At 70.9% G+C, this 22059-nt stretch carries 24 protein-coding genes and 1 tRNA gene; 5 read left to right on the top strand and 20 right to left on the bottom strand.

What is annotated here, in order from left to right:
* The first annotated feature begins 4 nt into the window (after positions 1–4).
* Positions 5–337, top strand: a complete 333-nt coding sequence (locus ACTWPV_RS05905; protein ID WP_443150921.1) for a hypothetical protein — start codon at positions 5–7, stop codon at positions 335–337.
* 42 nt (positions 338–379) lie between these two features.
* Here ACTWPV_RS05905 and ACTWPV_RS05900 read toward each other — a convergent pair whose 3' ends face one another.
* From ACTWPV_RS05900 to ACTWPV_RS05890, 3 genes are read right to left on the bottom strand one after another with little or no spacing between them, the layout of a single operon-like run.
* Complete coding sequence (locus tag ACTWPV_RS05900) at positions 380–1003, bottom strand: sigma factor-like helix-turn-helix DNA-binding protein (protein ID WP_443150920.1); 624 nt, start codon at positions 1001–1003, stop codon at positions 380–382.
* Between the two features lie 53 nt (positions 1004–1056).
* On the bottom strand, positions 1057–1197 hold the full coding sequence (locus ACTWPV_RS05895) for a sigma factor (protein WP_443150919.1): 141 nt from the start codon (positions 1195–1197) through the stop codon (positions 1057–1059).
* On the bottom strand, positions 1194–2105 hold the full coding sequence (locus tag ACTWPV_RS05890) for an NAD-dependent epimerase/dehydratase family protein (protein ID WP_443150918.1): 912 nt from the start codon (positions 2103–2105) through the stop codon (positions 1194–1196). The genes ACTWPV_RS05895 and ACTWPV_RS05890 overlap by 4 nt, the downstream gene beginning before the upstream one ends.
* Before the next feature lie 219 nt (positions 2106–2324).
* Between ACTWPV_RS05890 and ACTWPV_RS05885 the strand changes: the two genes are divergently transcribed.
* Together ACTWPV_RS05885 and ACTWPV_RS05880 are read left to right on the top strand one after the other, a co-directional pair.
* A complete protein-coding gene (locus ACTWPV_RS05885; RefSeq protein ID WP_443150917.1) occupies positions 2325–2861 on the top strand; it encodes an SDR family NAD(P)-dependent oxidoreductase in 537 nt (178 codons plus the stop codon).
* A gap of 21 nt (positions 2862–2882) precedes the next feature.
* Positions 2883–3083, top strand: coding sequence for a hypothetical protein (locus tag ACTWPV_RS05880; protein ID WP_443150916.1), 201 nt, complete (start codon positions 2883–2885; stop codon positions 3081–3083).
* Between the two features lie 27 nt (positions 3084–3110).
* Here ACTWPV_RS05880 and ACTWPV_RS05875 read toward each other — a convergent pair whose 3' ends face one another.
* The 12 genes from ACTWPV_RS05875 to nadD all read right to left on the bottom strand — a co-directional run bounded on the left by ACTWPV_RS05875 (position 3111) and on the right by nadD (position 14417).
* Complete coding sequence (locus tag ACTWPV_RS05875) at positions 3111–4106, bottom strand: ABC transporter ATP-binding protein (RefSeq protein ID WP_347650260.1); 996 nt, start codon at positions 4104–4106, stop codon at positions 3111–3113.
* Positions 4103–5104 (bottom strand): ABC transporter ATP-binding protein, encoded by a 1002-nt coding sequence (locus ACTWPV_RS05870; RefSeq protein ID WP_443150915.1) that lies wholly within the window; start codon positions 5102–5104, stop codon positions 4103–4105. The genes ACTWPV_RS05875 and ACTWPV_RS05870 overlap by 4 nt, the downstream gene beginning before the upstream one ends.
* A complete protein-coding gene (locus ACTWPV_RS05865) occupies positions 5101–5934 on the bottom strand; it encodes an ABC transporter permease (protein WP_132606084.1) in 834 nt (277 codons plus the stop codon). The genes ACTWPV_RS05870 and ACTWPV_RS05865 overlap by 4 nt, the downstream gene beginning before the upstream one ends.
* Positions 5931–6911 (bottom strand): ABC transporter permease, encoded by a 981-nt coding sequence (locus ACTWPV_RS05860; protein ID WP_347650258.1) that lies wholly within the window; start codon positions 6909–6911, stop codon positions 5931–5933. Before ACTWPV_RS05860 ends, ACTWPV_RS05865 begins: the two co-directional genes overlap by 4 nt.
* The gene (locus ACTWPV_RS05855) at positions 6908–8518 is read right to left on the bottom strand and encodes an ABC transporter substrate-binding protein (RefSeq protein ID WP_347650257.1); all 1611 of its coding nucleotides are present in this window, start codon (positions 8516–8518) and stop codon (positions 6908–6910) included. Before ACTWPV_RS05855 ends, ACTWPV_RS05860 begins: the two co-directional genes overlap by 4 nt.
* Positions 8519–8529: 11 nt before the next feature.
* A complete protein-coding gene (locus tag ACTWPV_RS05850; protein ID WP_443150914.1) occupies positions 8530–9240 on the bottom strand; it encodes a PIG-L deacetylase family protein in 711 nt (236 codons plus the stop codon).
* Positions 9237–10172 carry a GNAT family N-acetyltransferase gene (locus ACTWPV_RS05845; RefSeq protein WP_347650255.1) on the bottom strand — a complete coding sequence of 312 codons (936 nt, stop codon included), beginning with the start codon at positions 10170–10172 and terminating at the stop codon, positions 9237–9239. Before ACTWPV_RS05845 ends, ACTWPV_RS05850 begins: the two co-directional genes overlap by 4 nt.
* Before the next feature lie 387 nt (positions 10173–10559).
* A complete protein-coding gene (locus ACTWPV_RS05840; protein ID WP_443150913.1) occupies positions 10560–11888 on the bottom strand; it encodes a hypothetical protein in 1329 nt (442 codons plus the stop codon).
* 605 nt (positions 11889–12493) lie between these two features.
* Positions 12494–12566 (bottom strand) — tRNA-Ala (locus ACTWPV_RS05835).
* A 121-nt stretch (positions 12567–12687) separates the two neighbouring features.
* Positions 12688–13317, bottom strand: coding sequence for a histidine phosphatase family protein (locus ACTWPV_RS05830; RefSeq protein ID WP_347650253.1), 630 nt, complete (start codon positions 13315–13317; stop codon positions 12688–12690).
* Positions 13314–13709, bottom strand: coding sequence for a ribosome silencing factor (rsfS, locus tag ACTWPV_RS05825; RefSeq protein WP_443150912.1), 396 nt, complete (start codon positions 13707–13709; stop codon positions 13314–13316). The genes ACTWPV_RS05830 and rsfS overlap by 4 nt, the downstream gene beginning before the upstream one ends.
* A gap of 90 nt (positions 13710–13799) precedes the next feature.
* Positions 13800–14417, bottom strand: a complete 618-nt coding sequence (nadD, locus tag ACTWPV_RS05820) for a nicotinate-nucleotide adenylyltransferase (protein WP_347650251.1) — start codon at positions 14415–14417, stop codon at positions 13800–13802.
* An 87-nt stretch (positions 14418–14504) separates the two neighbouring features.
* On the opposite strand from nadD, the gene ACTWPV_RS05815 reads away from it, so the two are divergent.
* Complete coding sequence (locus ACTWPV_RS05815; protein ID WP_443150911.1) at positions 14505–15536, top strand: M48 family metallopeptidase; 1032 nt, start codon at positions 14505–14507, stop codon at positions 15534–15536.
* Positions 15537–15603: 67 nt separating this feature from the next.
* On the opposite strand, the gene ACTWPV_RS05810 is transcribed toward ACTWPV_RS05815, so the two are convergent.
* The 5 genes from ACTWPV_RS05810 to ACTWPV_RS05790 all read right to left on the bottom strand — a co-directional run bounded on the left by ACTWPV_RS05810 (position 15604) and on the right by ACTWPV_RS05790 (position 21080).
* Positions 15604–17676: a serine/threonine protein kinase gene (locus tag ACTWPV_RS05810; protein ID WP_443150910.1), complete on the bottom strand. Its 2073-nt coding sequence runs from the start codon at positions 17674–17676 to the stop codon at positions 15604–15606.
* Positions 17677–17757: 81 nt separating this feature from the next.
* A complete protein-coding gene (locus ACTWPV_RS05805) occupies positions 17758–17946 on the bottom strand; it encodes a hypothetical protein (RefSeq protein WP_347650248.1) in 189 nt (62 codons plus the stop codon).
* 49 nt (positions 17947–17995) lie between these two features.
* Entirely contained in the window at positions 17996–19267 is a 1272-nt protein-coding gene (locus ACTWPV_RS05800) for a glutamate-5-semialdehyde dehydrogenase (RefSeq protein WP_443150909.1), read from the bottom strand.
* Between the two features lie 84 nt (positions 19268–19351).
* The gene (gene proB / locus ACTWPV_RS05795) at positions 19352–20470 is read right to left on the bottom strand and encodes a glutamate 5-kinase (protein ID WP_443150908.1); all 1119 of its coding nucleotides are present in this window, start codon (positions 20468–20470) and stop codon (positions 19352–19354) included.
* Between the two features lie 10 nt (positions 20471–20480).
* The gene (locus ACTWPV_RS05790) at positions 20481–21080 is read right to left on the bottom strand and encodes a TetR family transcriptional regulator (protein WP_443150907.1); all 600 of its coding nucleotides are present in this window, start codon (positions 21078–21080) and stop codon (positions 20481–20483) included.
* Between the two features lie 54 nt (positions 21081–21134).
* Between ACTWPV_RS05790 and ACTWPV_RS05785 the strand changes: the two genes are divergently transcribed.
* Positions 21135–21905 (top strand): SDR family oxidoreductase, encoded by a 771-nt coding sequence (locus tag ACTWPV_RS05785; protein WP_443150906.1) that lies wholly within the window; start codon positions 21135–21137, stop codon positions 21903–21905.
* Positions 21906–22059 lie beyond the last annotated feature (154 nt).

Here is a 22059-nt window from a genome sequence, read left to right as displayed (position 1 = left end):
GATCATGACGCGAGAGCAGCCAGACGGGCAGGAACCTGATCCCAACCGGACGATCAGGCATCGCTTCCCGCACCCGGTCCCGCCGCCCGGCCCGCCCTCGCAGGGCCCGCCGGAGTCGCCGTACACGCAGCGCCTGCCCTACACCCCTGACATGCTGCCCGACGTTCCCGTCTACGAAGCCAGGCCGCCCAGGTCCGGCTGGTGGTGGGTGATCGTGGCCGGCGGGCTGGTGCTGCTGATCGCGGCGGTGGCCGTGGCGGCGGTGTTGTGGGTGCGGAGCGACGCCGGCGCCGGGCCGCGGGCCCTCCAGCCGGAGACCGCCGTCACGCGCGCGTGAGGTCCATGACCGGGTCGTCTCCCAGGTCGGCCCGGGTCGGTGTCAGGCAGGGCTGCTCCATCCGGGCCCGCGCGCCTGGTTCACCTCGCGCACGACCTCCCAGGCGTCCGCCACCGGGCCCAGGTGCCGCAGCTTTTCGGGGTTGAGCACGGCGCGGATCGTCTGGACCTGCCCGTCGAGGATGTCGAGCGCCAAGGTGTTGACGATCTTGCCGTCCCGGTCACGGAAGATCGCGCCCGGCTGGCCGTTCATCTCGTGCGGCTCCAAGACGCCGCCGATCCGTGCGAACGGCGTAGCGATGCCGCCCAGCATCCGGGCCACGCTCCCGGCGTTGAAGACGCCGTCTCCCCACAGCGGCGCCTTGCTGCCGCTGTCGCCGACCATCCGTACGTCGCCGGCGAGCAGCACGCGCAGCCCTTCCACGTCTCCTTCTCTGAAGGCGTGGAAGAAACGCCCGGCGAGTTCGTCACGCTTGCGGCGATCCGCCTCGAACCGGGCGCGCCCGTCGTCCATGTGGCGGCGCGCCCGGACGGCGAGCTGGCGGCACGCCGCCTCCGAGCGCCCCACCGCGGAGGCGACCTCACCGAAGCCGAACCCGAACACCTCGCGCAGCACGAAAACCGCGCGCTCCAGCGGGCTGAGCCGTTCCAGCAGCAGGGCGGCCATCGACAAGGAGTCGGCCAGCTCCGCCGACCGCGCCGGGTCCGCGTACGGGTCGGTCAGCAGCGGCTCGGGGAACCACGCGCCCGCAGCCAGGTCTCCTGGACCGCGTCCTCTGCCTCGCTCACGCTCCCGAGAATCCGGTAGGCGATCGAGAACAGCAGCGGCCGCAGCTCCTCGAACTCCTCGGCCCGGTTCACGTCAGCTCCTCCTTGAAACCCTGCCGCCAGGAGGGGTGGCGCAGCCGCCAGCCGAGCTCCCGTTTGGCCTTGGCGTTGGAGAAGCCGCGTCCCTCGGTCATCATGGTGACCGCCGTCTTCCCTGCCAGCGGCCGGGCCAGCCATGCGGGGATCCGCATCGGCGGCTTCGCGCCCGCGCACGCCGCCAGATGGGGCAGCCACTCGCCGGCCGGGGCGGGCTCGTCGTCAACGATGTTGAACACGCCTCTGGCCTGGTGCTCCACGGCCAGGACGGTGGCGGTCGCGGCGTCGTCGAGATGCACCCACGAGCTGTGGCCGCCGCCGTCGCCGATGACCGGGTACTGCCGCTTGCGCACCAGTTCGACCTGGTCGTCGGTGGCTCCCGGCCCGTAGAACGCGCCGTAGCGCAGGACCGCGCCGCCCGCCCTGACGACCACCTCCTCGAGGTGGCGAATCGCGTGCGCCCCCTGGCCTGTGCTCGTAGGGTCCAGCGGGTCCTCTTCCACCTTCACCCATCCGCCTGTACGGATGCCGTTCCAGGCGCCGTAGCTCTGGGCGACGAAATGGGTCACGCCGGCCGCTTCCGCGGCGGTCAGCAGGTGGTCCGTCCCTTCGACGCGTAGCCGGTTGGTGGTGGCGAACCAGCGGTCGAAGTGCTTGATATCAGGTTTGCCGGAGATGGCGGTCATCTGGTGCACCATCGTGTCCGGCCTGGCCCGTGCCACCGCCTCCCCCACTGCTATCGCGTCCAGGCCGTCCATCACGACCCCGTCGGCGCCCAGTCCCTCCAGCAGGCCCAGCTTGTCCGCGTTCGTCGTCGTCGCCGTCACCTGATGGCCACGCGCGACCAGTTGCGGCACCAGCCGCCGCCCGAGCACCCCGGTACCGCCCGCCACGAATACCCGCATGAATCCTCATCCGTCCCGACGTGTATGTCTTTCACCCGGGACGAGACAGCCGGGTCGTTCCGTGACATGGAAGGAGAGAGCTCCGGGAAAGACCTCGTGGCTCCGTCCGGATCCCGGGGAGAGACCGGCTCAAACCGGCCGTCCCGTTTTCCGTGTCACAGAACGGCCGGGCTGTCTCGTCCCGGGACGGACCGACTCACGCGAGACAGGAGCTCGGCCATGAACGACAACCAGAAACTGGCTTTGATCACCGGGGCGAACAAGGGAATCGGCCGGGCGACCGCCGACCAGCTCGCCGCGCTGGGCATGACGGTTCTGATCGGCGCGAGGGACGCGCGGCGCGGTGAGGAGAGCGCGGCTGCGGTGCGGGCGGAGGGCGGCGACGCGTACGCGGTCGTCCTGGACGTCACCGACCCGGCCACCGTCCAGGAGGCCGCGAGATGGATCGGGGACAACCACGGCCACCTCGACGTGCTGGTCAACAACGCCGGCATCACCGGCTCGGGCCAGGTCTCGCCCGCCGACGCCGTCGACCGGATCCCCACCAGCGTGGACCTGGACATGGTCCGGGCGGTGTTCGAGACCAACGTCTTCGGAGTGATCGCGGTGACCAACGCCATGCTGCCCCTGCTGCGGCGCTCACCGGCGCCGCGCATCGTCAACGTCAGCAGCGACGCCGGGTCGCTGGCCCTCAACAGCGACCCGGCGGGCCCGATGACAGGGCTGCCGGCGTCGGCCGCGTACTCGCCGTCCTAGACCGCGCTGAACGCGCTGACCGTGCAGTACGCCAACGAACTTCGCAAGGACGGCATCCTGGTCAACGCCGCCGCCCCCGGCTACGTCGCCACGGACAGCAACGACCACAACGGGTTCCCCACCCCCGCGCAGGGCGCCACGGTCCTGGTACGCCTGGCCACGCTCGGCGCGGACGGGCCGACCGCCGGGTTCTTCAGCGCGGACGGCCCCGTGCCCTGGTAGCAGTGCTCTGGCAGCCCCGGTAGGACATCACCGCGCCACGGGCTCCGGCGTCTCCGCCTGCCAGCAGTGCGTCCAGCGGCCCTCCCCCAGTTCCGTACGTCCCGGCGCCTCGCTCGAGCACACGGGCAGCGCCACCGGGCAGCGCGGATGGAAACGGCACCCGCCGGGCGGGGCGATGAGGCTGGGCGGCTCGCCGTGCCGGGTCGCGTCGGGCGGGGTCACCCGGTCGGGGTCGGGCGCCGACTCCAGCAGCAGCCGCGTGTACGGGTGCCGGGGCGACTGGGTGACCGCCTCGCTGGGCCCGCTCTCGATGAGCCGGCCCGCGTACATCACGGTGATGTCCTCGGCGAAGTAGCGCGCGCTGGCGATGTCGTGCGTGATGTACAGCAGCGCCAGCCCGCTCTCCTTGGCCAGTTCCTCCAGCAGCCGCAGCACGCCGAGCCTGATCGACACGTCCAGCATCGACACGGGCTCGTCGGCGATCAGCGCGACGGGCTGGACGGCCAGCGCCCGTGCGATGGCCACCCGCTGCCGCTGCCCGCCGGACAGCTCGTGGGGCAGCTTGTCCATGAACTGCTCCACCGGCGTGAGGCTGACGCGTTCGAGCAGTTCGGCGACCATCTTGCGCTCCTGCTCGTCCGAGCGGGCGTGCCCGTGGATGCGCAGCGGCCTGGCCAGGTGGTAGCGCACCCGGTGGAAGGGGTTCAGCGAGGAGAACGGGTCCTGGAAGATGAGCTGCACCTGGCGCCGGTAGTCGCGGAACGCCGCCCCGCGATGCGCGCGCACCGGCTCGCCGCGCAGCAGCAGCTCGCCCGACGTGGCCGGATAGACCTGCGCGAGCAGCCGGGCCACCGTGCTCTTGCCGCAACCGCTCTCTCCCACGAGCGCCGACACGGAGCCGGCGCGCAGGGCGATCGACACGTCCTCCACGGCACGCACGGGCGGCCGCCTCCCGAACCGTTCCCTCGGCCCGCGGGCCGAGGTGAAGTGCTTGGTGAGGTTACGGCCCTCAAGAACGATCATGATGCTTCCTCCACACCGCGGCCGCCGTTCAGCAGGCACGCCACCTCGCCGTCCGCCCCGCCCGAACCACCGGTCAGCAGGGGCAGCCGCGTGGAGCACTCCTCCATGGCCCTCCCGCAGCGCGGGTGGAAGGCGCAGCCGGGCGGCAGCGAACGCAGGTCGGGTGGGGTGCCGGGGATGCCGAGCAGCTCCTCGCGGGGCCCGTGCAGGCGAGGGAACGAGCGGAGCAGGCCCAGCGTGTACGGGTGCCGCGGCGCCCTGTGCAGCGCCGCGGCGGTGCCGGTCTCGACGACGCGGCCCGCGTACATGATGGCGATCCTGTCGGAGATCTCCATGAGCAGCGACAGGTCGTGCGTGATGAACACGACCGCGAAGCCGTACTCCTCCCTGAGTGCCCTGATCTCGTGGAGGATGTCGCGCTGCACCACCACGTCGAGCGCCGTCGTCGGCTCGTCCATGATGATGACCTCGGGGTTGAGGGCGAGCGCGATCGCGATGGCGGCGCGCTGCCGCATGCCGCCCGACAGTTCGTGCGGGTAGGACCGCCGCCGGTCGGCGCTGATGCCGACGCGCTGCAGCAGTTCGACGGCCCGCTCCGTCCGGTCGTTGCGGGGCATCTTGGGGGCGTGGATGCGCAGGACGTCGTCGATCTGGGCGCCGACCGTGCTGACCGGGTTGAGCGAGTTCATGGCGCTCTGGAAGACGACGGCCAGTTCCTTCCAGCGGAAGGCGCGCAACTCGTCCCGCTTGAGGGCGAGCACGTCCACGGCGGTGCCGTCCTGGCGGTGGTAGACCACCGAGCCGGAGGTGATCGCGGCGGGCGGGCGCAGCAGCCGGGCGACGGCGTTGGCCAGCGTGGACTTGCCGCTGCCGCTCTCCCCCGCGAGGCCGAGGATCTCGCCCCGCCGCAGATCGAGCGAGACGTCGGCGACGGCGTGCACGGCGCCGGTCTGCGACAGGTAGTCGACGCCGAGGTCGCGGATCTCCAGGACGTTCATGTACGGGCCTTCCGGACCTTGACCTTGACCGTGCGCAGGCGGGGGTTCGCGATCTCGTCGATGCCGAAGTTCACCAGCGCGAGGCCGGTGCCGATGAGCGCGATGCACAATCCCGGCGGGATGAACCACCACCATGCCCCGATGAGCAGCGCCTGCCCGTTCTGGGCGAAGTAGAGCATGCTGCCCCAGCTGACCGTGGACAGGTCGGCCAGGCCCAGGAACGACAGACCGGCCTCGGCCAGGATCGCGGCGACCACGGTGGCCAGGAAGCTGGTGGCGATGACGGGCAGCAGCACGGGCATGATCTCGAAGAAGATGATCCGCAGCGGCCCTTCGCCGCTGGCCCTGGCGGCCTGGACGAAGTCGCGCCGCCGCACCGAGAGGGTCTGGGCGCGCAGGACGCGGGCGCCCCACGCCCAGCCGGTGACCGCGATCACCACCGCCACGGAGCCGACGCCGCGCTGCGGCAGGTAGCCGGCCAGCACGATGATCAGCGGGAGAGCGGGCAGCACCAGGAAGATGTTGGTGAGCACGGACAGCACCTCGTCCACCGCGCCGCCGAAATAGCCGCCGACGAGGCCGACCAGGATCGCGAGCAGGTTGGCGATGACGGCCGACAGCACGCCGACGCCCATCGAGATGCGGGCCCCGTACACGATCTGGGTGAGGATGTCCTGGCCGGTCTGCGTGGTGCCGAGCCAGTGCTCCGCCGACGGGCCCTGGAGCCCGTCCTCGCTGGTGGCCGCGGGGTCGGCGCCGATGAGCAGCGGCCCGACCAGGGCCATCAGCGCGAAGAAGACGAGGATGCCGAAGCCGATCTTGATCTTCATTCGGACTCCTGCCTGGTTCGCGGGTCGAGCACGACGTACGCCAGGTCGGCCAGGAAGTTGGCGACGAGCACGGCCAAAGAGATGACGAGGAAGATGCCCTGCATGAGCGGGAAGTCCTCGTTCTCCACGCCCTTGAGGAGCATCGACCCGATGCCCGGATACGAGAAGACGATCTCCGTCAGCACCGAGCCGCCCACCACGAAGCCGAGCGAGAGAGCGAAGCTGGTGATGTTGGGCAGGATCGCGTTGCGGGCCGCGTACGCCCACATGACCCGCCGCGAGGTCAGCCCTTTCGCCTCGGCCATGACCACGTAGTCCTCGCCCAGCGTCGTCACCATGACGTTGCGCATGCCGAGGATGCGGTCGGCCATCGACGCGATCACGATCGTGACGGCGGGCAGCGCCGCGTGGTAGAGCACGCTCGCCGCGAACTCGCCGGTCATGCCGGGCATCACGTCCAGCCCGTACGCCCTCGACACGGGGAACCACTGCAGGGTCACGCCGAAGACGAACACGAGCGCCAGCGCCACCCAGAAGTACGGGACCGCGTGCATGAACGTGGCCGCGGGCAGCACCCCGTCGAGCCAGGTGCCGCGCTTCCACGCCATGAGCACGCCCAGCGAGGTGCCGATGAGGTAGCTGATCAGGGTGGCCACGCCGACGAGCCCGACCGTCCACGGCAGGCTGTCGGCGATGACCGTGGACACCTCGGTGGGGAAGAAGGTGATCGAGCGGCCCAGCTCGCCGCGCGCGAGGTTGCCCAGGTAGTCGAGGTACTGCTGCCAGAGGTTCGCGTCGCTGATGCCGAACGCGCGGCGCATCGCGTCGATGGCCTCCGGTTCGACGTTGCCCTTCATCCTGGCCACGAGCAGTTCCACCGGATCCCCCGGCATGAGCCGGGGGATCAGGAAGTTGAGCGTGATGGCGGCCCAGGCCGTCAGGAGGTAGAAGCCGAGCCGCCGAGCCAGGAACCTCACTTGGCGGCCGGCTTCAGATGCAGCAGCACCACGGCGGCGTCGGGCGAGGTGTAGGGCGACGGCATCGCGTACGGGTCCTGCTCGGACGGCCAGCCGACGTACTTGTTCGTGCGGTACTGCGCCCATGACGGGCTGTAGAACAGCGGCAGCGTGGGCAGCTTCTCCACCATGATCTTGCCGAGCCCCTGCGTGGCCTTCTGCTGCTCGGCCTCGTCCTCGGTGGCGGCGTAGTCCTCGATCAGGCGGTCGGTCTCGGAGTCCTTCCAGCGCTGGTAGTTGCCGGTCGCCGACTCGCCGACGGGCTCGGCCAGGCCGCCGAAGAGCATCGAGCGCATCTGGTAGTAGGGGGTCGGCCCGGACGCGGTGGCCCTGATCGACAGCTCGTAGTTGCCCTTGCCGACCTTGGACACCCAGTCCTGGAACGCCACGCCCCTGGTGTCGACGGTGATGCCGATCTTGGCGAGGTCCTCCCGGATGAGCTGGGCGGCGTTGACCCAGTCGGTGAACGGTGAGGGCACCAGCAGCGTGAACTTCAGCTTGGCCGGATCGACGCCCTTCAGCAGTTCCTTGGCCTTGGCCAGGTCCACCTTGAACGCGGCGTCCTTGTACTCGGGCGGCACGTACGCCTCCCCGCCCGGCATCGGCACGCCGGTCGGATGCGCGACCTTGGTGTAGCCGCGCTCGGCCACCCGGACGATCTTGTCACGGTCGATGGCGAGGCTGATGGCCTGGCGCACCTCCGGCTTGGACAGGATCGGATGGGTCAGGTTGGGCAGCAGCGTCACCACGCCCTCGGGCGGGAAGAAGAACTTGTTCTGCTCCGGCTTGCCCTGCACGTAGATCTTCTGGATGTCCGGCACGAACGCGCCCGCCCAGTCGACCTCGCCCTGCTGGAGCGCCGTCTGGACGGCGTTGGCGGTGTACGCGGGGAAGCGCAGCACCGGCACCTCGGGCTTGCCCGGCTGCCAGTAGGACGGGTTCTTGACCATCTCGTACAGCTGGGCCGAGAACTTCGACAGCGTGTAGGGGCCGGTGCCGACCGGCTTGGAGTTGGTGAAGGTGACCGGGTCCTTCTGCTTCTCCCACAGGTGCTTGGGCACGATCGGCGAGTTGCCGGCGATGTTGAACAGCTTGGCGTAGGAGGTGTTCTCGAAGTCGATCCGCACCTTGTCCGGCGCCAGCGCCTCGGCGCCGGTGATCTCCAGCGCGTTCCTGTTGAGCTCCGGGTTGTCCTTGAGCATCTGGAACGTGAAGGCGACGTCGTCGGCGGTGAACGGCTTCCCGTCGGACCACTTCACGCCCTGGCGAAGGGTGAAGGTGAGGGATTTGCCCTTGTCAGACCATTCGTGCTTCAGCGCCAGCCACGGCGTGATCTCGCCGGGCTTGAGCTTGTTGAAGTACATGAGGGTCTCGTGGATCATCCCGCTCGTCCCGAAGTTCACGCCTTCGAGGTGGTACGGGTTGAAGTCCTCCTGGAACGTGCCCGCGTCCACGGCGTGGATGATCAGCGGCGGGGCGTTCTCACCTTCACCGCTCCCGCCGGAGCCTCCGCCGCCGGAACAGCCGGCGAGGGTGAGGGCGGCGAGCACCGCCAGCAGACGTTTCACGGGGGGCCTGATCATTGGGGGGCTGCCTTTCCGAAATACTTCGTCCGGAGGACGCGCGAGCCCTTCGGGGCGGCGAACGCCTGCGCGCGGCCGTATCCGGCTGGTGCACCGCGCACGACGGTCAGCGCGCGGTAGTAGTCGACGTAGGGGAAGCCGTAGGTCTCGCCCCTGGCGTAGGCGTAGCCGGTGATGGCCTGTGACCAGATCCCGTACGCCTCCTCGCTGAGCTCGACGAACACGTCGGGGGCGTAACCCTCGGCGTCCTCCCAGTTGTCGGCGTAGTAGAGCTCGCTCGCCCAGTAGGCGGGCTGCTCGCGTTCGAGGGTCTTCAGCCCGCCGTAGAAGCGGGCGTCCTCGACGATGCGGTGGGTGCGAGCGTGATCCTTGTGGATGGACGCGCCCCAATGGGTCAGGATGACGTCCGGCCGCAGCTCCCTGATCTGGTCGCCGACGCGCATCTTGACCTCGTCGTCCTCGGGGAGCAGGCCGTCCTCGTAGTCGAGGAAGCGCACGCCGGCGCCGATCCGCTCGGCGAACGTCTCGGCCTCCTCGCGCTTCTGCTTGGCGTAGTCGGCCACGGACATGCGGGGATGGCCGCGCTCGCCGAGCGTCAGGTGCAGCAGCGTCGCGCGGTCGCCGCGCAGGACGTGCTGGGCGAGCACGGCGCCCGCGGTCAGGTCGAGGTCGCCCGCGTGGGCGCCGATGGCCAGAACGTGCGTCATGCTTCTCGCCTCATCACGTGGAACCGCCTGGTGATCTCATAACCGGCCTTGGTGTAGAGGTGGCCGGCGGGGCTGGTCTCGCCGGTCCACAGGAACCACGACGAGTGGAGCCCTTCGGCCCGCATCATCGTCATGGTGAGATGGAGCAGGATCTTGCCGAGGCCGGTGCCGCGCTGCCCCGGGTCGACGCCGAAGGGGCCGAACCGCTCGGGGATGCCGCGGTAGGCCGCGTAGAGGGCGAAGCCCACGATCCCGTCCTTCTTCGCGATCACGATGCGATCGGGGTCGCGGTGGTGGCGGATCGCCTCGCCCCAGTCGGGGTTGAAGGCGTCGGCCGCGAAACGGATCAGCTCCGGCAGCTCGCCCACGGCGGGGTTGCGGAAGACGTACCCCTCGCTCTCGCGCCTGGCGCGCAGCTCGTGCACGTCCTCCGGCGTCACGTAGCCGACGAGCGTGCGGTCCATCGCGACCGGCGAGTACAACGTACGGAAGCCCAGCGACTCCAGCAGCCGGAAGCCGGCGGGATAGAGCTCCGGGTCGGCGCCCGGCAGCACGTAGTTCGGCGTATAGGACGAAAAATCCACCCGCGTTCGGCCGGCGCCCTCCAGAAACGCCAGCGCCTCCCCCACCAGCCGCCGCCCCAGCCCGCCGCCGCGATGCTCCGGCGCGACGAAGAAGAACGGGATCCAGCCGGTCTCCGGCTCCAGATCGGTGCCGGGGGCAAGGGGCGTCAGCCTGCGGACGGCGTACGCGCAGCCCACCACCTGCCCGTCCACCACGGCCACCCGCAGGCCCTCGGGGTCGAAGTTCGGGTCGAGCAGCACGCAGTCCCGCAACCATCCGGAGGTGGTGGGATCTCCTGGCATGCTCCTGTTCCAGGCGTCCACCAGGGAGCGTTCGTCGCCGGGCGCGAACGCGCGGACAGTCACCATGGGGGTCCTTTCACGCTGCTGCTGTCCCGCCACAGCTTTCCCAGTGTTAACCGCCCAGGTCAAGCGATGTAGGAAGAAATTTTCCATCTCGCAGTAAATGTGGAAAATTAGTTTCGCGTGCGGTAACTATGGACGGTTGCCCATTCGCCCTGCTTGTCCCAGCCCTCACCCGCCCGGGTGACCGGACCGCGCACCGGTTCCAGGCGCCGCGCCCGCGTGAGGAATGCGTGCTGGAGGGGCCGCGCCCCTCCAGCACGCTCCCCCGCCGGGCGGGCAACCCCCTGTCCGCCCGGCGAGCTCGTGACCTCGGCGGTCAGCCCCGGGCGCCCCCGAACGGGCGCCCGGGCCGCCGCCCGCCCGCGGCGCCGGACCCCTCCGCGCCGCCGGTCATTTCAGTCCGGCGAGGAACGTCTTCGCCACTTGCGTCACGGCGGACTTGGCGACCGCGGGCTCGAAGACCGGCTTCTCGTAGTCATCGGCCTCGACGATGCCGCCGCCGGCCGTCGTGCCCCTGAAGGAGAACTCGACCGTACGCTCGCCGGACAGAACCTTGATCAGCAACTCCTGCCGGGGTTCTTCGTCCTGCTCGCCCGGCGTGGTGGTCGAGGACACCACGGCGAACGCCTTCTCCCCGAGCCCCGGGAGCTCCTCCCTGGGCCCGTACGTGGTGTGGCTCACGCTGTTGCCGATGCCGCCCTTGGCGCGGTAGCGGTCGTACTTCCTGGCATCACGATCGAACTGGAAGTCCGACCCGCTGCTGCCGTCCTTCCCCCAGTCGACGACGTGGACGCGCAGACTTCCGCCCCTGGTGGTGTACTCCTGGCCCGGCTCGTGCTTCACCGCCTCCTGGATGGCCCAGGTGCAGGTGGTCTGCTTGATGCGCCCGTCGTTGTCGCCCACGGACGGCCCCGTGACGGCGGGGAAGAACGCCGACTGCACGTCCGCGACGCTGAGGATCCCGCAGGGCCCGCCGACCTTGACCTTCGAGGCGTCCTTGGCCATCTCCGCGGTGATGCGCTCGGCGACCTTGCCGGCCGCGGCGCGCACCTCGTCGCCCGACGGGTACTTCCGGCCGGAGCGGTTGCTGCCGCCGTACCGGACCTTGATCAGCCACGGCCCCTGCCGGACGTACACCTCGGCGGACAGGCCGCTGTGCCCGATCGAGCTCTGGCTGTACGAGGCGTCCCCGTGGTCCAGCTTGATGGTCTCGCCAAACGACGAGCCGGAGGTCTTCCCGTCGATCCGCTGCCCGTCCCGTACGTTGACGCGCCCTTCGTGCGTCTTCCTGTCCCGCTCGAAGCGGTCCTTGGCGTACGCGATCGCGTTCCGGGTGTCGGAGCTCCTGGCCTGGACGGAGATGTTCAGGCTGCGATGGCCGATGACGCCGCCGCCGACGTCCATCTTGTTGTTTCGCCACCCGCAGCTCGCCTGCTTGTCGTCCTCCGCGGCGGCCCCGGTGGACGCGTCCCTCCCGCCGTACTTGCCGTCGGTGACGAGGCTCTTGCGCAGGGCGTCCGGGATGGCGTCGCAGAGCTGGGACCCGGTGATCGGCCGCAACTTCACCGCCTCGGCGGCCGGGGTCGCCGAGGGCGTCCGCACCAGTCTGGGCCGCTTGCCGGACGGGTCGGGCGGCGGCCCTGGTCCGTCGCTGAACTGCTGGATGAGCAGCCACCCTCCGGCCGCCCCGCCGATCAGGACGACGGCGAGCACGGCCACGATGGCGATCAGCGGCCCCTTCCCACCGCCGTTGCGCCGAGGAGGCCGCCCCGGACCGCCCGGCCACGGCCCTCCAGGACCGCTCTGACCTGGCCCGCCCGGCCAGGGACCTCCACGACCGCTCTGACCCGGCCCGCCGGGACCGCCCGGCCTCGGACCCTGCCCTCCGGGCCCCATCGGCGGGAAGCCACCGCCCTGTTGCCCCGGCATCCCCTGCGCGCCAGGCCCGTACGGCGGCCCTGAGGGGCCGTGCCCCGGAGACGGCGGGAATGGGATGGACATCAGCGACCCTTCACAGCAGAGCGGCAGAACCTTGACCGGGTGGCCACACCAGCCGAAAGGCCGTGTCCGACGGAGCACGAGGGGTGCCTGCCGTCCTTCGGCGGCCAGGCATGCGTCCGCCCCCGCGCTTGAACCGTGGCCGGGTCCGAGCCTACGGACGGCCCGCACGCGGGCGTGTCAGGCGAACACCCGACAACCCGGTCACGGTTCGGTCGAGCCGGGTGCACGCGCGACCTCCGTCGCCGGATCGGCGCCCCGGCCGCACATACGAACAACGGCGGAGCCCCTGAAGGACACCGCCGCTCTCATGCCAACCCCGCGGGTGGAGCTATGGGGATTCGAACCCCAGACCTCCTCCATGCCATGGAGGCGCGCTACCAACTGCGCCATAGCCCCTGATCACCGCTCCGAGCACACCCGTTGCGGCGCTCGGAGAGCATATAGCCATCCGCCGCGATTCTCCTAATCGCGCGGGCACACCGGAGCGCTGCCGTACGGCCCCCGAGCCGTACGGACCTCAGGCCACGGCCTCCGGCCGATCGTCACTGTTGACCGGCTCCGGCAGGGTGCCCGCGTTGTGTTCCAGCAGCCGCCAGCCCTTGCGCCCTTCCTGCAGCACGGACCAGGAGCAGTTGCCCAGCCCGCCGAGCGCCGGCCACAGCTCCTCCGGCAGCCCGAGCAGCTCGCAGATCCCGAGCCGCAGCGCGGCCCCGTGCGAGGCCACGACGAGCAGCCCGTCGTCGTCGAGGCGGCCGGCCCACTTGCGCATCGCGGCCGCCACCCGGGCGGCCACGTCACCGACGGGTTCTCCGTCCGGCGCCTCCCAGGCGGCGTACTCGTCGGGCCAGCGCGCGGCGATCTCCTCGCGCGTCAGCCCTTCCCATTGACCACCGCCGCGCTCGCGGAAGTCCTTGTCGACCGCCACGTCGAGCCCGACGACCCGCCCGAGCGCCAGCGCGGTGTCGTTGGCCCGCTGGAGGTCGGAGGAGACGATCAGGGTCGGACGCAGCGATGCCAGCAGCGACGCGGCCCTGGCCGCCTGCGCCATGCCGGTCTCGTCGAGAGGGATGTCGGAGTGGCCCTGGAAGCGCCGCTCGACGTTCCACAACGTCTGCCCGTGACGCAGACACACGATCCTTTTACTCAACTGCGGGCCCGCTGCAGATTGGCCTGCATGACGCTCTCCGGCAGCGTGATGGCCGGGCAGTCCTTCCAGAGGCGCTCGAGCGCGTAGAACGTACGGTCTTCCTCGTGCTGGACGTGCACGACGATGTCGATGTAGTCGAGCAGCACCCAGCGGCCCTCGCGCTCGCCCTCTCGGCGCACGGCCTTGGCGTCGGCCTCGGTGCGCAGCCGCTCTTCGATCTCGTCGACGATGGCGCGTACCTGACGGTCGTTGGTGGCGGAGCAGAGCAGGAAGGCGTCGGTGATGACGAGCTGTTCGCTCACGTCGTATGCGAGGATGTCATCGGCCAGCTTGTCGGCCGCGGCCTCCGCGGCGATGCGCACGAGCTGGACGGATCTGTCAGATGCGGTCACGATGCGGGTCTGTCCTCCTGTGTCGGCAGCAAGCCTTATGTTGAGCGTACCCTTCCGGGCCGAAACCCCTCACCCACAGCGTGACGACCTTCAGCCGGTGGCGTGATAGAGCCCGCGCTTGTTGATGTACTGCACGATCCCGTCAGGCACCAGATACCAGATCGGTTCGCCCTTGGCGACCCGCTGGCGGCACTCCGACGACGAGATGGCCAGCGCGGGGATCTCCAGCAGCGTCACCTTGCCGTCGGGCAGGCCGGGGTCGTGCAGCGTGTGGCCGGGGCGCGTGCAGCCGACGAAGTGGGCCAGCTCGAACAACTCGCCGGCGTCCTGCCAGCCGAGGATGGCGCCGAGGGCGTCGGCGCCGGTGATGAAGAAAAGGTCGGTCTGCGGACCATAAACGTCCGATACATCACGCAATGTGTCGATAGTGAAGGTAGGGCCAGGGCGATCCACATCCACCCTGCTCACGGAGAAGCGGGGGTTCGACGCCGTCGCGATGACCGTCATCAGATAGCGGTCCTCCGCCGCCGAGACCTCACGCTCGGACTTCTGGTACGGCCGTCCGGTCGGTACGAAGACGACCTCGTCGAGATGGAAATGGTGGGCCGCTTCGCTGGCCGCGACAAGGTGTCCATGATGGATGGGATCGAACGTCCCGCCCATCACACCTACTCGCCGCTTCCCCTGGATACCAGGCGCGTTCATCATGAATCGGACCTTACGCGGACGACCTACGACAACATGATGGCACCCCCCTGAGTGATGTCCGCGCATCGCTTCGGTTGCGGACGTAGCATGCCGGGCATGACGACCACCCCGGACCGCAACCGCGTCCAACTGCCCGGCATATCGTCCCGAGCCTACGAACACCCCGCAGACCGGTCCGCCCTGGTCGCTCTGCGTAAGTTGAGTGGGTTCGACACAGTTCTCAAGCAGATGTCCGGCCTCGTCAGCGAGCGCCGGTTGCGCCTGATGTATCTTGCGTCGGCCGTACGCGTGAGCGAGACCCAGTTCCGCTCGCTCTACGACATGGGCCGCGACGCCGCCTACACCCTCGACCTGCACCGGATCCCCGAGATCTACGTCCAGCAGGACCCGCAGGTCCAGGCCAAGGCCATCGGCTTCGACGACCCGTTCATCGTCGTGACCACCGGCCTGCTCAACCTCATGAACGAGGAGGAGCAGCGCTTCGTCATCGGCCACGAGACCTCGCACATCCTGTCGGGGCACGCGGTCTACCGGACGATGCTCGACATCCTCACCCGCCTCGCCACCCGCGTCGCCTGGATCCCGCTCGGCTACATCGGCCTGCGCGCGATCGTCGCGGGTCTGGAGGAGTGGTACCGCAAGTCCGAGCTGTCCTCCGACCGCGGCGGCCTGCTCACGGGACAGAACCCCGAGGCGGCCAAGCGCGCGCTGATGAAGCTCGCCGGCGGCGACTACACCCACGAGATGAACATCGAGGCGTTCCTCGCGCAGTACCAGGAATACGACACCGCGGGCGACCTTCGCGACGGCTTCCTCAAGGTGCTCAACCTGCTCGGCACCACCCACCCCTTCGCGGTGGTGCGCGTGGCGGAGCTGGACAAGTGGCAGCGCAGCGGCGAGTACGACCGGATCATCGGCGGCGACTACCCGCGCAGGGAAGACGACGCCAACGCCCGGGTGACCGACGAGATGAAGGCCGCGGCCGAGTCCTACCGCGCCTCATGGCAGCAGTCGCAGGACCCGTTCATCGGCGTCCTGCGCGACGTGGCCGAGGGCGCCGTCAACGCCGGCGAGCGCATCTTCAACCGCTTTTCCCGCCGCGACGGCGGCCAGGGCTGACGGGAGCGCCGCACGCGGCCGATCAGCGTGATCCACCGCGTGATCCGCCGCGCACGGCGACGGCGGATCAGAGCAGCAGGGCGATGGCGCGCACGGCGGCCGCGCACAGGGCGACGAACCCGCCCAGCACGGCCAGTGCGCGCAGCCCTTCCCTGCGCAGATCGGGCAGGCGCTGGCCGATGCGCTCGATCTCGCGCCCGGCGAATCCACCGCACAACATGCCGAACACCACGCCGGCCACGGTCACCGGCGCCGGCTGCTGCCACCAGTCAGCGTCGATCTGACCCCCGCCGGTCGCCCAGAGCGCCCCGCCCGACGCCACCGCGACGGGCACGCCGGGCCACACGGCGGCCGTCGTCGCCGCCGCCGCGAGCGCGAGCGGGAAGAGCAGCACGCGCAGGGCCACGCGCGTGGCCCGTGAGCTGCGGTTCCTGACCAGCCAGTGGCTCATCCAGAGGGTCCTGGTCAGCACCACGAGCACCGTCGTGATGGCGATGGAGGCGATCGGCCAGATCACCGAGGTCACCACGCACGGCACCGCCAGCGCGGCGAGCAGCAGCAGGGCGCCGTTGCCCGCGGGCAGCGTGGTGGACGATTCGGAACGCAGGCCCGTCTTCCGCTTGTCCTGCGGTTTGGTCGCGGCCCTCGCGCGTACGGCCGCCGTCGTCCGCTGACGTGGCGCGGTCACCTTGGCGCGCGGCCCCGTGACCTTGCCGTCGACGCTCGCTCGGCTCCGCGGCGCGGGCACCTTCCCTTCGGCCTGGAGACGGCTCCGCGCCGCAGCAACCCCGTCCGTGCGGTTCCGTGCGGCGGCTCCATCCGTGCCCGCCCGGTTCCGTGCGGGCCCGTCCGTACTCGTCCTGTTCCGCGCGGCCCCATCGGCACCCGCCCGGCTCCGCGCGGATCCATCCGTACTCGCTCTGTTCCGTGCAGCCCCGTCCTCGCCGGTCCTGCTCCGCGCGGAACCGTCCGTACTCGCCCGGCTCCGCGCCGCGGCCCCGTCCGTGCCCGCGCGGCCACGAACAGAGGCACCGTCAGCGCCTGTCCGGCCGCGCGCGGCGGAACCGTCCGGGTTCGCGCGGTTGCGCGCCGCGGGACCGTCCCCGGCCGCCCGGCTCCGGACCGCCGCGCCGTCCGCGTTGCCACGGCTGCGCGCCGCCGCGCCCTTGCCGTCGGCGCTCGTACGGCCCCGCGGCGCGGGCACCTTGCCGTCCGCACCCGTGCCACCGGCCCGTCCGCGCGCCGAGTCCTCCGTCGTGCGGCTGCGTACGGTCGTGCCCTTGCCGGCCTCCTCGGCCGCCTCGACGGCCCGCCCACCGCTCGCCGCAGGCTCTGGATCGGCCCCGCTCGCCGCCCTGGCCAGCCGCGACAGCCGATCGGCCAGCAACGCCGCCGTGGGCCGCTTGCCCGGCTCCCTGTTGAGCGCCGCCCGCAGCAGGGGCAGCAGCTGCACGGGCACGCCCTTGAGGTCGGCCTGCCCGTTCAGCACCGCGTACATCTGCGCCTCGGCCGTGCCCCGCCCGAACGTCGGCCGCCCGGTCGCCGCGAACGCCACCGTGGCCGCCCACGCGTGCACGTCGGCGGGCGAGTCGACGTGCTCGTCGGCGAAGATCTCCGGCGCGGTGTAGCCGGGCGTGCCGAGGAACGTGCCCGTCATGGTGAGCCGGGTCGCGTCGAGCACCTGGGCGATGCCGAAGTCGATCAGGACCGGCCCGCCGGCGCCCATGATGATGTTGCCAGGCTTGAGATCGCGGTGGACGACTCCGGCCGCGTGGATGATCGCCAGCGCCGCCGCGATGCCCTGGGCGAGGTCGACCAGGTCGGCGTCGTCGAGCGGGCCGTTCTGGCGTACACGGTCGAGCAGCGTGGCGCCCTCGATGTGCTCCATGACCAGGTAGGGGCGCGCGCAGCCCAGGTCCGCGTCGAGGACCTTGGCAACGTAGGGGCTCTCGACCCTGCGCAGCGCGCGGACCTCGCGCTCCAGCCTGATGCGCGAGGTCTCGTCCTCGGCAAGGTCGTGCAGGACCTTCAGTGCGACGTGCTCGCCACGACGGGTCGAGGCGAGATAGACCTCTCCCATGCCGCCGCGGCCGAGCCGCTCGACCAGGGTGTACGGCCCCACCTTGCCGAGCTTGCTCACCGTCCCTCCCCGCCCGGCGCGCCCATAAGGGACACAACCCTAGCGCCGTGACGCGAGTCACCGCGTGAGGCACGCCGAAGGTTAATGGCGCGCGTGAGTGGCCGGCCCGCCGGACAACATGCTGTCGAGCTCGGCTGTGGGCGCCTCGGACAGCCGCCTGCGATTGTTCCTGCGCCAGTTGACCCGGCCACGGCTCTCCAGCCGGAGCAGCAGCCGGTCGGCGCCGAACAACACCGCGGCCATGAGGGCGAGGGCGACGACAATTTCCATGTCCCCAGTCAAGCCGCGTGGTCAGGCGCCGGCCATGCCGACACGCCGGTTAACCGGCCACCACCGTACCCTCCGACGTGCGCAAATGCCCCTCACCGGTGTAGATCCACTTGGTGGACGTCAGCTCGGGCAACCCCATCGGGCCGCGCGCGTGCAGCTTCTGTGTGGAGATGCCGATCTCCGCCCCGAAGCCGAACTCGCCTCCGTCGGTGAACCTCGTCGAGGCGTTGACCGCCACGGCCGCCGAGTCGACGAGCGCGACGAACCTGCGGGCGGCCCCCTGCGACCTGGTGACGATGGCGTCGGTGTGGCCGGAGCCGTAGCGCCTGATGTGGGCCACCGCCTCCTCCAGCGAGCCGACGACGGCGGCGGCGATGTCGAGCGAGAGGTATTCGGCGCGGAAGTCGTCATCCGTGGCCGGCACGACCTCGCCGTACGCGGCGATCCTCGCATCACCGTGGACGGTCACGCCCGCCTCGGCCAGGGCCCGCAGCGCCCGGGGCACGAACGCGTCGGCCACGTCGGCGTGCACCAGGAACGTCTCCGCCGCGTTGCACACCGAGGGCCGCTGCGCCTTGGCGTTGACCAAAATCTGCACGGCCAGGTCGACGTCGGCGTCGGCGTCGACGTAGACGGAGCAGTTGCCGACGCCGGTCTCGATCACCGGGACGGTGGACTCCTCGACCACCGAGTTGATCAGCGACGCTCCGCCGCGCGGGATCAGCACGTCGACCAGGCCGCGGGCGCGCATGAGCTCCTTGACCGAGTCGCGGGTCAGCCCGGGGACGAGCTGCACGGCCCCGGCCGGGACCTCGGTGCCGGCCAGGGCGTCCTGCATGACCCGCACCAGGGCGGCGTTGGAGGAGTGGGCGCTGGACGAGCCCCTGAGCAGCACCGCGTTGCCGCTCTTGAGGCAGAGGGCGGCGGCGTCGACGGTGACGTTGGGCCGGCCTTCGTAGATGATGCCGATCACCCCCAGCGGCACCCTGAGCTGGCGCAACTCGAGGCCGTTGGGCAGCGTGGCGCCGCGCACGACCTCGCCGACCGGGTCGGGCAGGTCGGCGACCTGGCGCACGGCCTCGGCGATGGCCGCGATCCTGGCCTCGTCGAGCCGCAGCCGGTCGATCATCGCCTCGGCCGTGCCCTGGGACCTGGCCTGCTCGACGTCCTTGGCGTTGGCCTCGAGGATCGGCGCCGCGTGCGCGACCAGCGCGTCGGCGACGGCGCGCAGCGCCCGGTCCTTCGGCGCCCGAGGCTGCGGGGCCAGCTCGGCGGCGGCCTCTCGCGCCGCATGGGCGACCTTCAGGAACTCTGTGCTCATGGCTCCGCTCCGCTCCGCTGCCCGGGGCGCCCGGCGCCCCGTCCGTCCTTCGTCACCGGGGCCCGTCGGTCGGGCATCCGGCTCTCAACTGTGCGCTTCCAGTATGACGATGTCGTCACGGTGGATCAGCTCGCGCTCGTATTCCGGACCCAGCGTGCTCGCCAGCTCCCACGTGGAGCGCCCGAGCAGGCCGGGGATCTCGGCAGCGTCGAAGTTGACCAGGCCGCGTGCCACCACGAGACCTTTCGGCTCGCACAGGTCGACGGGGTCGCCGGCGGCGAACTCGCCCTCCACCGACGTCACCCCTGCCGGCAGCAGCGACTTGCGCCGGCCCACGATGGCGTCGACCGCGCCCTGGTCGAGGTGGAGCCGGCCGCGCCCGGTGGTGGCGTGCGCGAGCCACAGCAGGCGCGTGCCGGGATGGCGGCCGCCGGGGTGGAAGTAGGTGCCGACGTCCGCTCCGCTCAGCGCCTGGGCCGCGTGAGCGGCCGCGGTGAGCACCACGGGCACTCCGGCCCCGGTGGCGATCCTGGCCGCCTGCACCTTGGTCACCATGCCGCCGGTGCCCACGGCCGCGCCGTTCCTGCCGAGCTCGACCCCGATCAGGTCGCCGGCGCCGCGGATCTCCGTCAGCCGGCGCGAGCCGCTGCGGCTCGGCGGGCCGTCGTAGAGCGCGTCGACGTCCGACAGCAGCACCAGGGCGTCGGCGTGGATCAGGTGCGCCACCAGCGCCGCCAGCCGGTCGTTGTCGCCGAAGCGGATCTCGTCGGTGGCCACCGTGTCGTTCTCGTTGACGATGGGCACGATGCCCAGCTCGAGCAGCCGGTTGAGAGTGCGCTGGGCGTTGGCGTGGTGGGCGCGGCGCATCATGTCGTCGGCGGTGAGCAGCACCTGGCCGACGCGCAGGGAGTAGCGGGCGAAGGAGGAGGTGTAGCGGGCGACGAGCACACCCTGCCCGACGGACGCGGCCGCCTGCTGGGTGGCCAGGTCACGTGGTCGCGCGGTCAGCCCCAGCGGGCCGAGGCCCGCCGCGATCGCTCCCGAGGAGACCAGGACGATCTGCGTTCCGGCCAGGCGCCGCGCCGCCAGCACATCCACCAGCGCGTCGACCCGGTCGACGTCGATCATGCCCTGGGGGGTGGTGAGCGAGGAGGAGCCGACCTTGACCACGACCTTGGACGCCGAGCTGAGCTGTTCCCGCACGTCTGGCAGCTTATCGGCTGCTGGAACGTGCGACGCGCCCGGCCGCCGCGCGCATGGCGGCGGTGACCTCCTCCGGCGTGTCACCCCGGCGCAGCGCGTACGCGGCCGCCGAGCTCACCGCACCCATCATCGCCCCCACCATCGCGCCGACGACCACTTCGTCGTCTTCCTCCGGATAGCTACGGCACAACGCGTCGACGATGCGCCGCTGCGCGTCCAGCAGCCGCCGCATCATCCGGGCCTGCAGGTCGGGGACGGTCAGCGTCAGCTCCACCCGGACGTCGGCCATCCCGGTGGCCAGGTCAGAGCCGGCGACCTCGCTGATCATGCGCTCGACCGCCGTGGCGAGCACGTCGGGCAGCGGCTCGTCCGGCCTCCGCCCCTCGATGGTCCGTACGGCCAGCTCGACCCGCGTGCCGGCGTCGGGCAGGACGACGTCCTCCTTCGTGGGGAAGTGCAGGAAGAACGTCCTGGTCGACACGTCGGCCGCGGCCGCGATCTGGGCGACGGTCGTCGCCTCGTAGCCCTGCCGCCGGAACAGCTCCACCGCCGCCGCTATCAGCGCCTCGCGCGTACGCCGCTTCTTCCGCTCCCTCAGCCCGTCCGCCATGACGCCACATTACTACATTGACTGTATCTCTTCATTCGATGTAGTAATTTGTCCATGGGAATCCGTACTTGCGTCGTCACCGGGGCCGCGTCGGGCATCGGCGCCGCCACCGCAGATCACCTGGAGAAGGGCGGCGACCGGGTGATCCGCTGCGACGTGCGCGACGCCGAGGTGACCGCCGACCTGACCACCCCGGAGGGCCGCGAACAGCTCGCCTCAGGGGTGGCGGCGGCCTCGGACGGCCGGGTCGACGGCCTGATCGCCGTGGCCGGCAGCGCCGCCCCGTCGCCGCTCACCGCGCGGCTCAACTTCTTCGGCACGATCGCGACCCTGGAGCGCCTCCGGCCCCTTCTGGCCGCATCGGACCGGCCCAGGGCGGTCGCCGTCTCCTCGCTGAGCGCGATCGTGGCCGCCGACGACTCCATCGTCGACGCGTGCCTGTCCATGGACGAGGAGGCCACCGTGGCCGCCGTCACGACCGCCGTCGAGGCCGGCCGGGGCCGCATCGTCTACCCGTCCACCAAGCTGGCGCTCAACCGCTGGCTCCGCCGGGCCGCCGTCAGCCCTTCCTGGGCAGAGGCCGGCATTCCGCTCAATGCGGTCGCACCGGGTGTGGTGGACACGGAGTCGGCGAGGACGATGTTCCTGGACGATCCGGCCACCCGCGCGCTCGTCTCCTCCACGATGCCCCAGCCCCTCGGATTCCCCGGGCCCGTCTCCGCGATCGTGTCCCTGCTCGCCTGGACGGTCAGCCCGGACAACGCGTTCATGACCGGCCAGATCCTCTACGCCGACGGCGGCGCCGAAGCCACCCTCCGCCCTTGACCGGGCAGGGGCGGCCTCGAGCCGCCCCTCGTCGTGACCGTCGCACGCCGGACGCCATCACGCCGTGCCCCCGGCGGACAAGCCCTCGGAGCCAGACACAAGCCCCAGCGGGACGGGAACAACCGCAACCCGCCACACTGATCCACCACGGGAC

Origin of the sequence: Nonomuraea sp. KM88, assembly GCF_052245635.1 — a bacterium.
Taxonomy (GTDB): domain Bacteria; phylum Actinomycetota; class Actinomycetes; order Streptosporangiales; family Streptosporangiaceae; genus Nonomuraea.
Note: the sequence above shows the minus strand (reverse complement) of the source record. Positions and strands in the feature narration are given on the sequence as shown.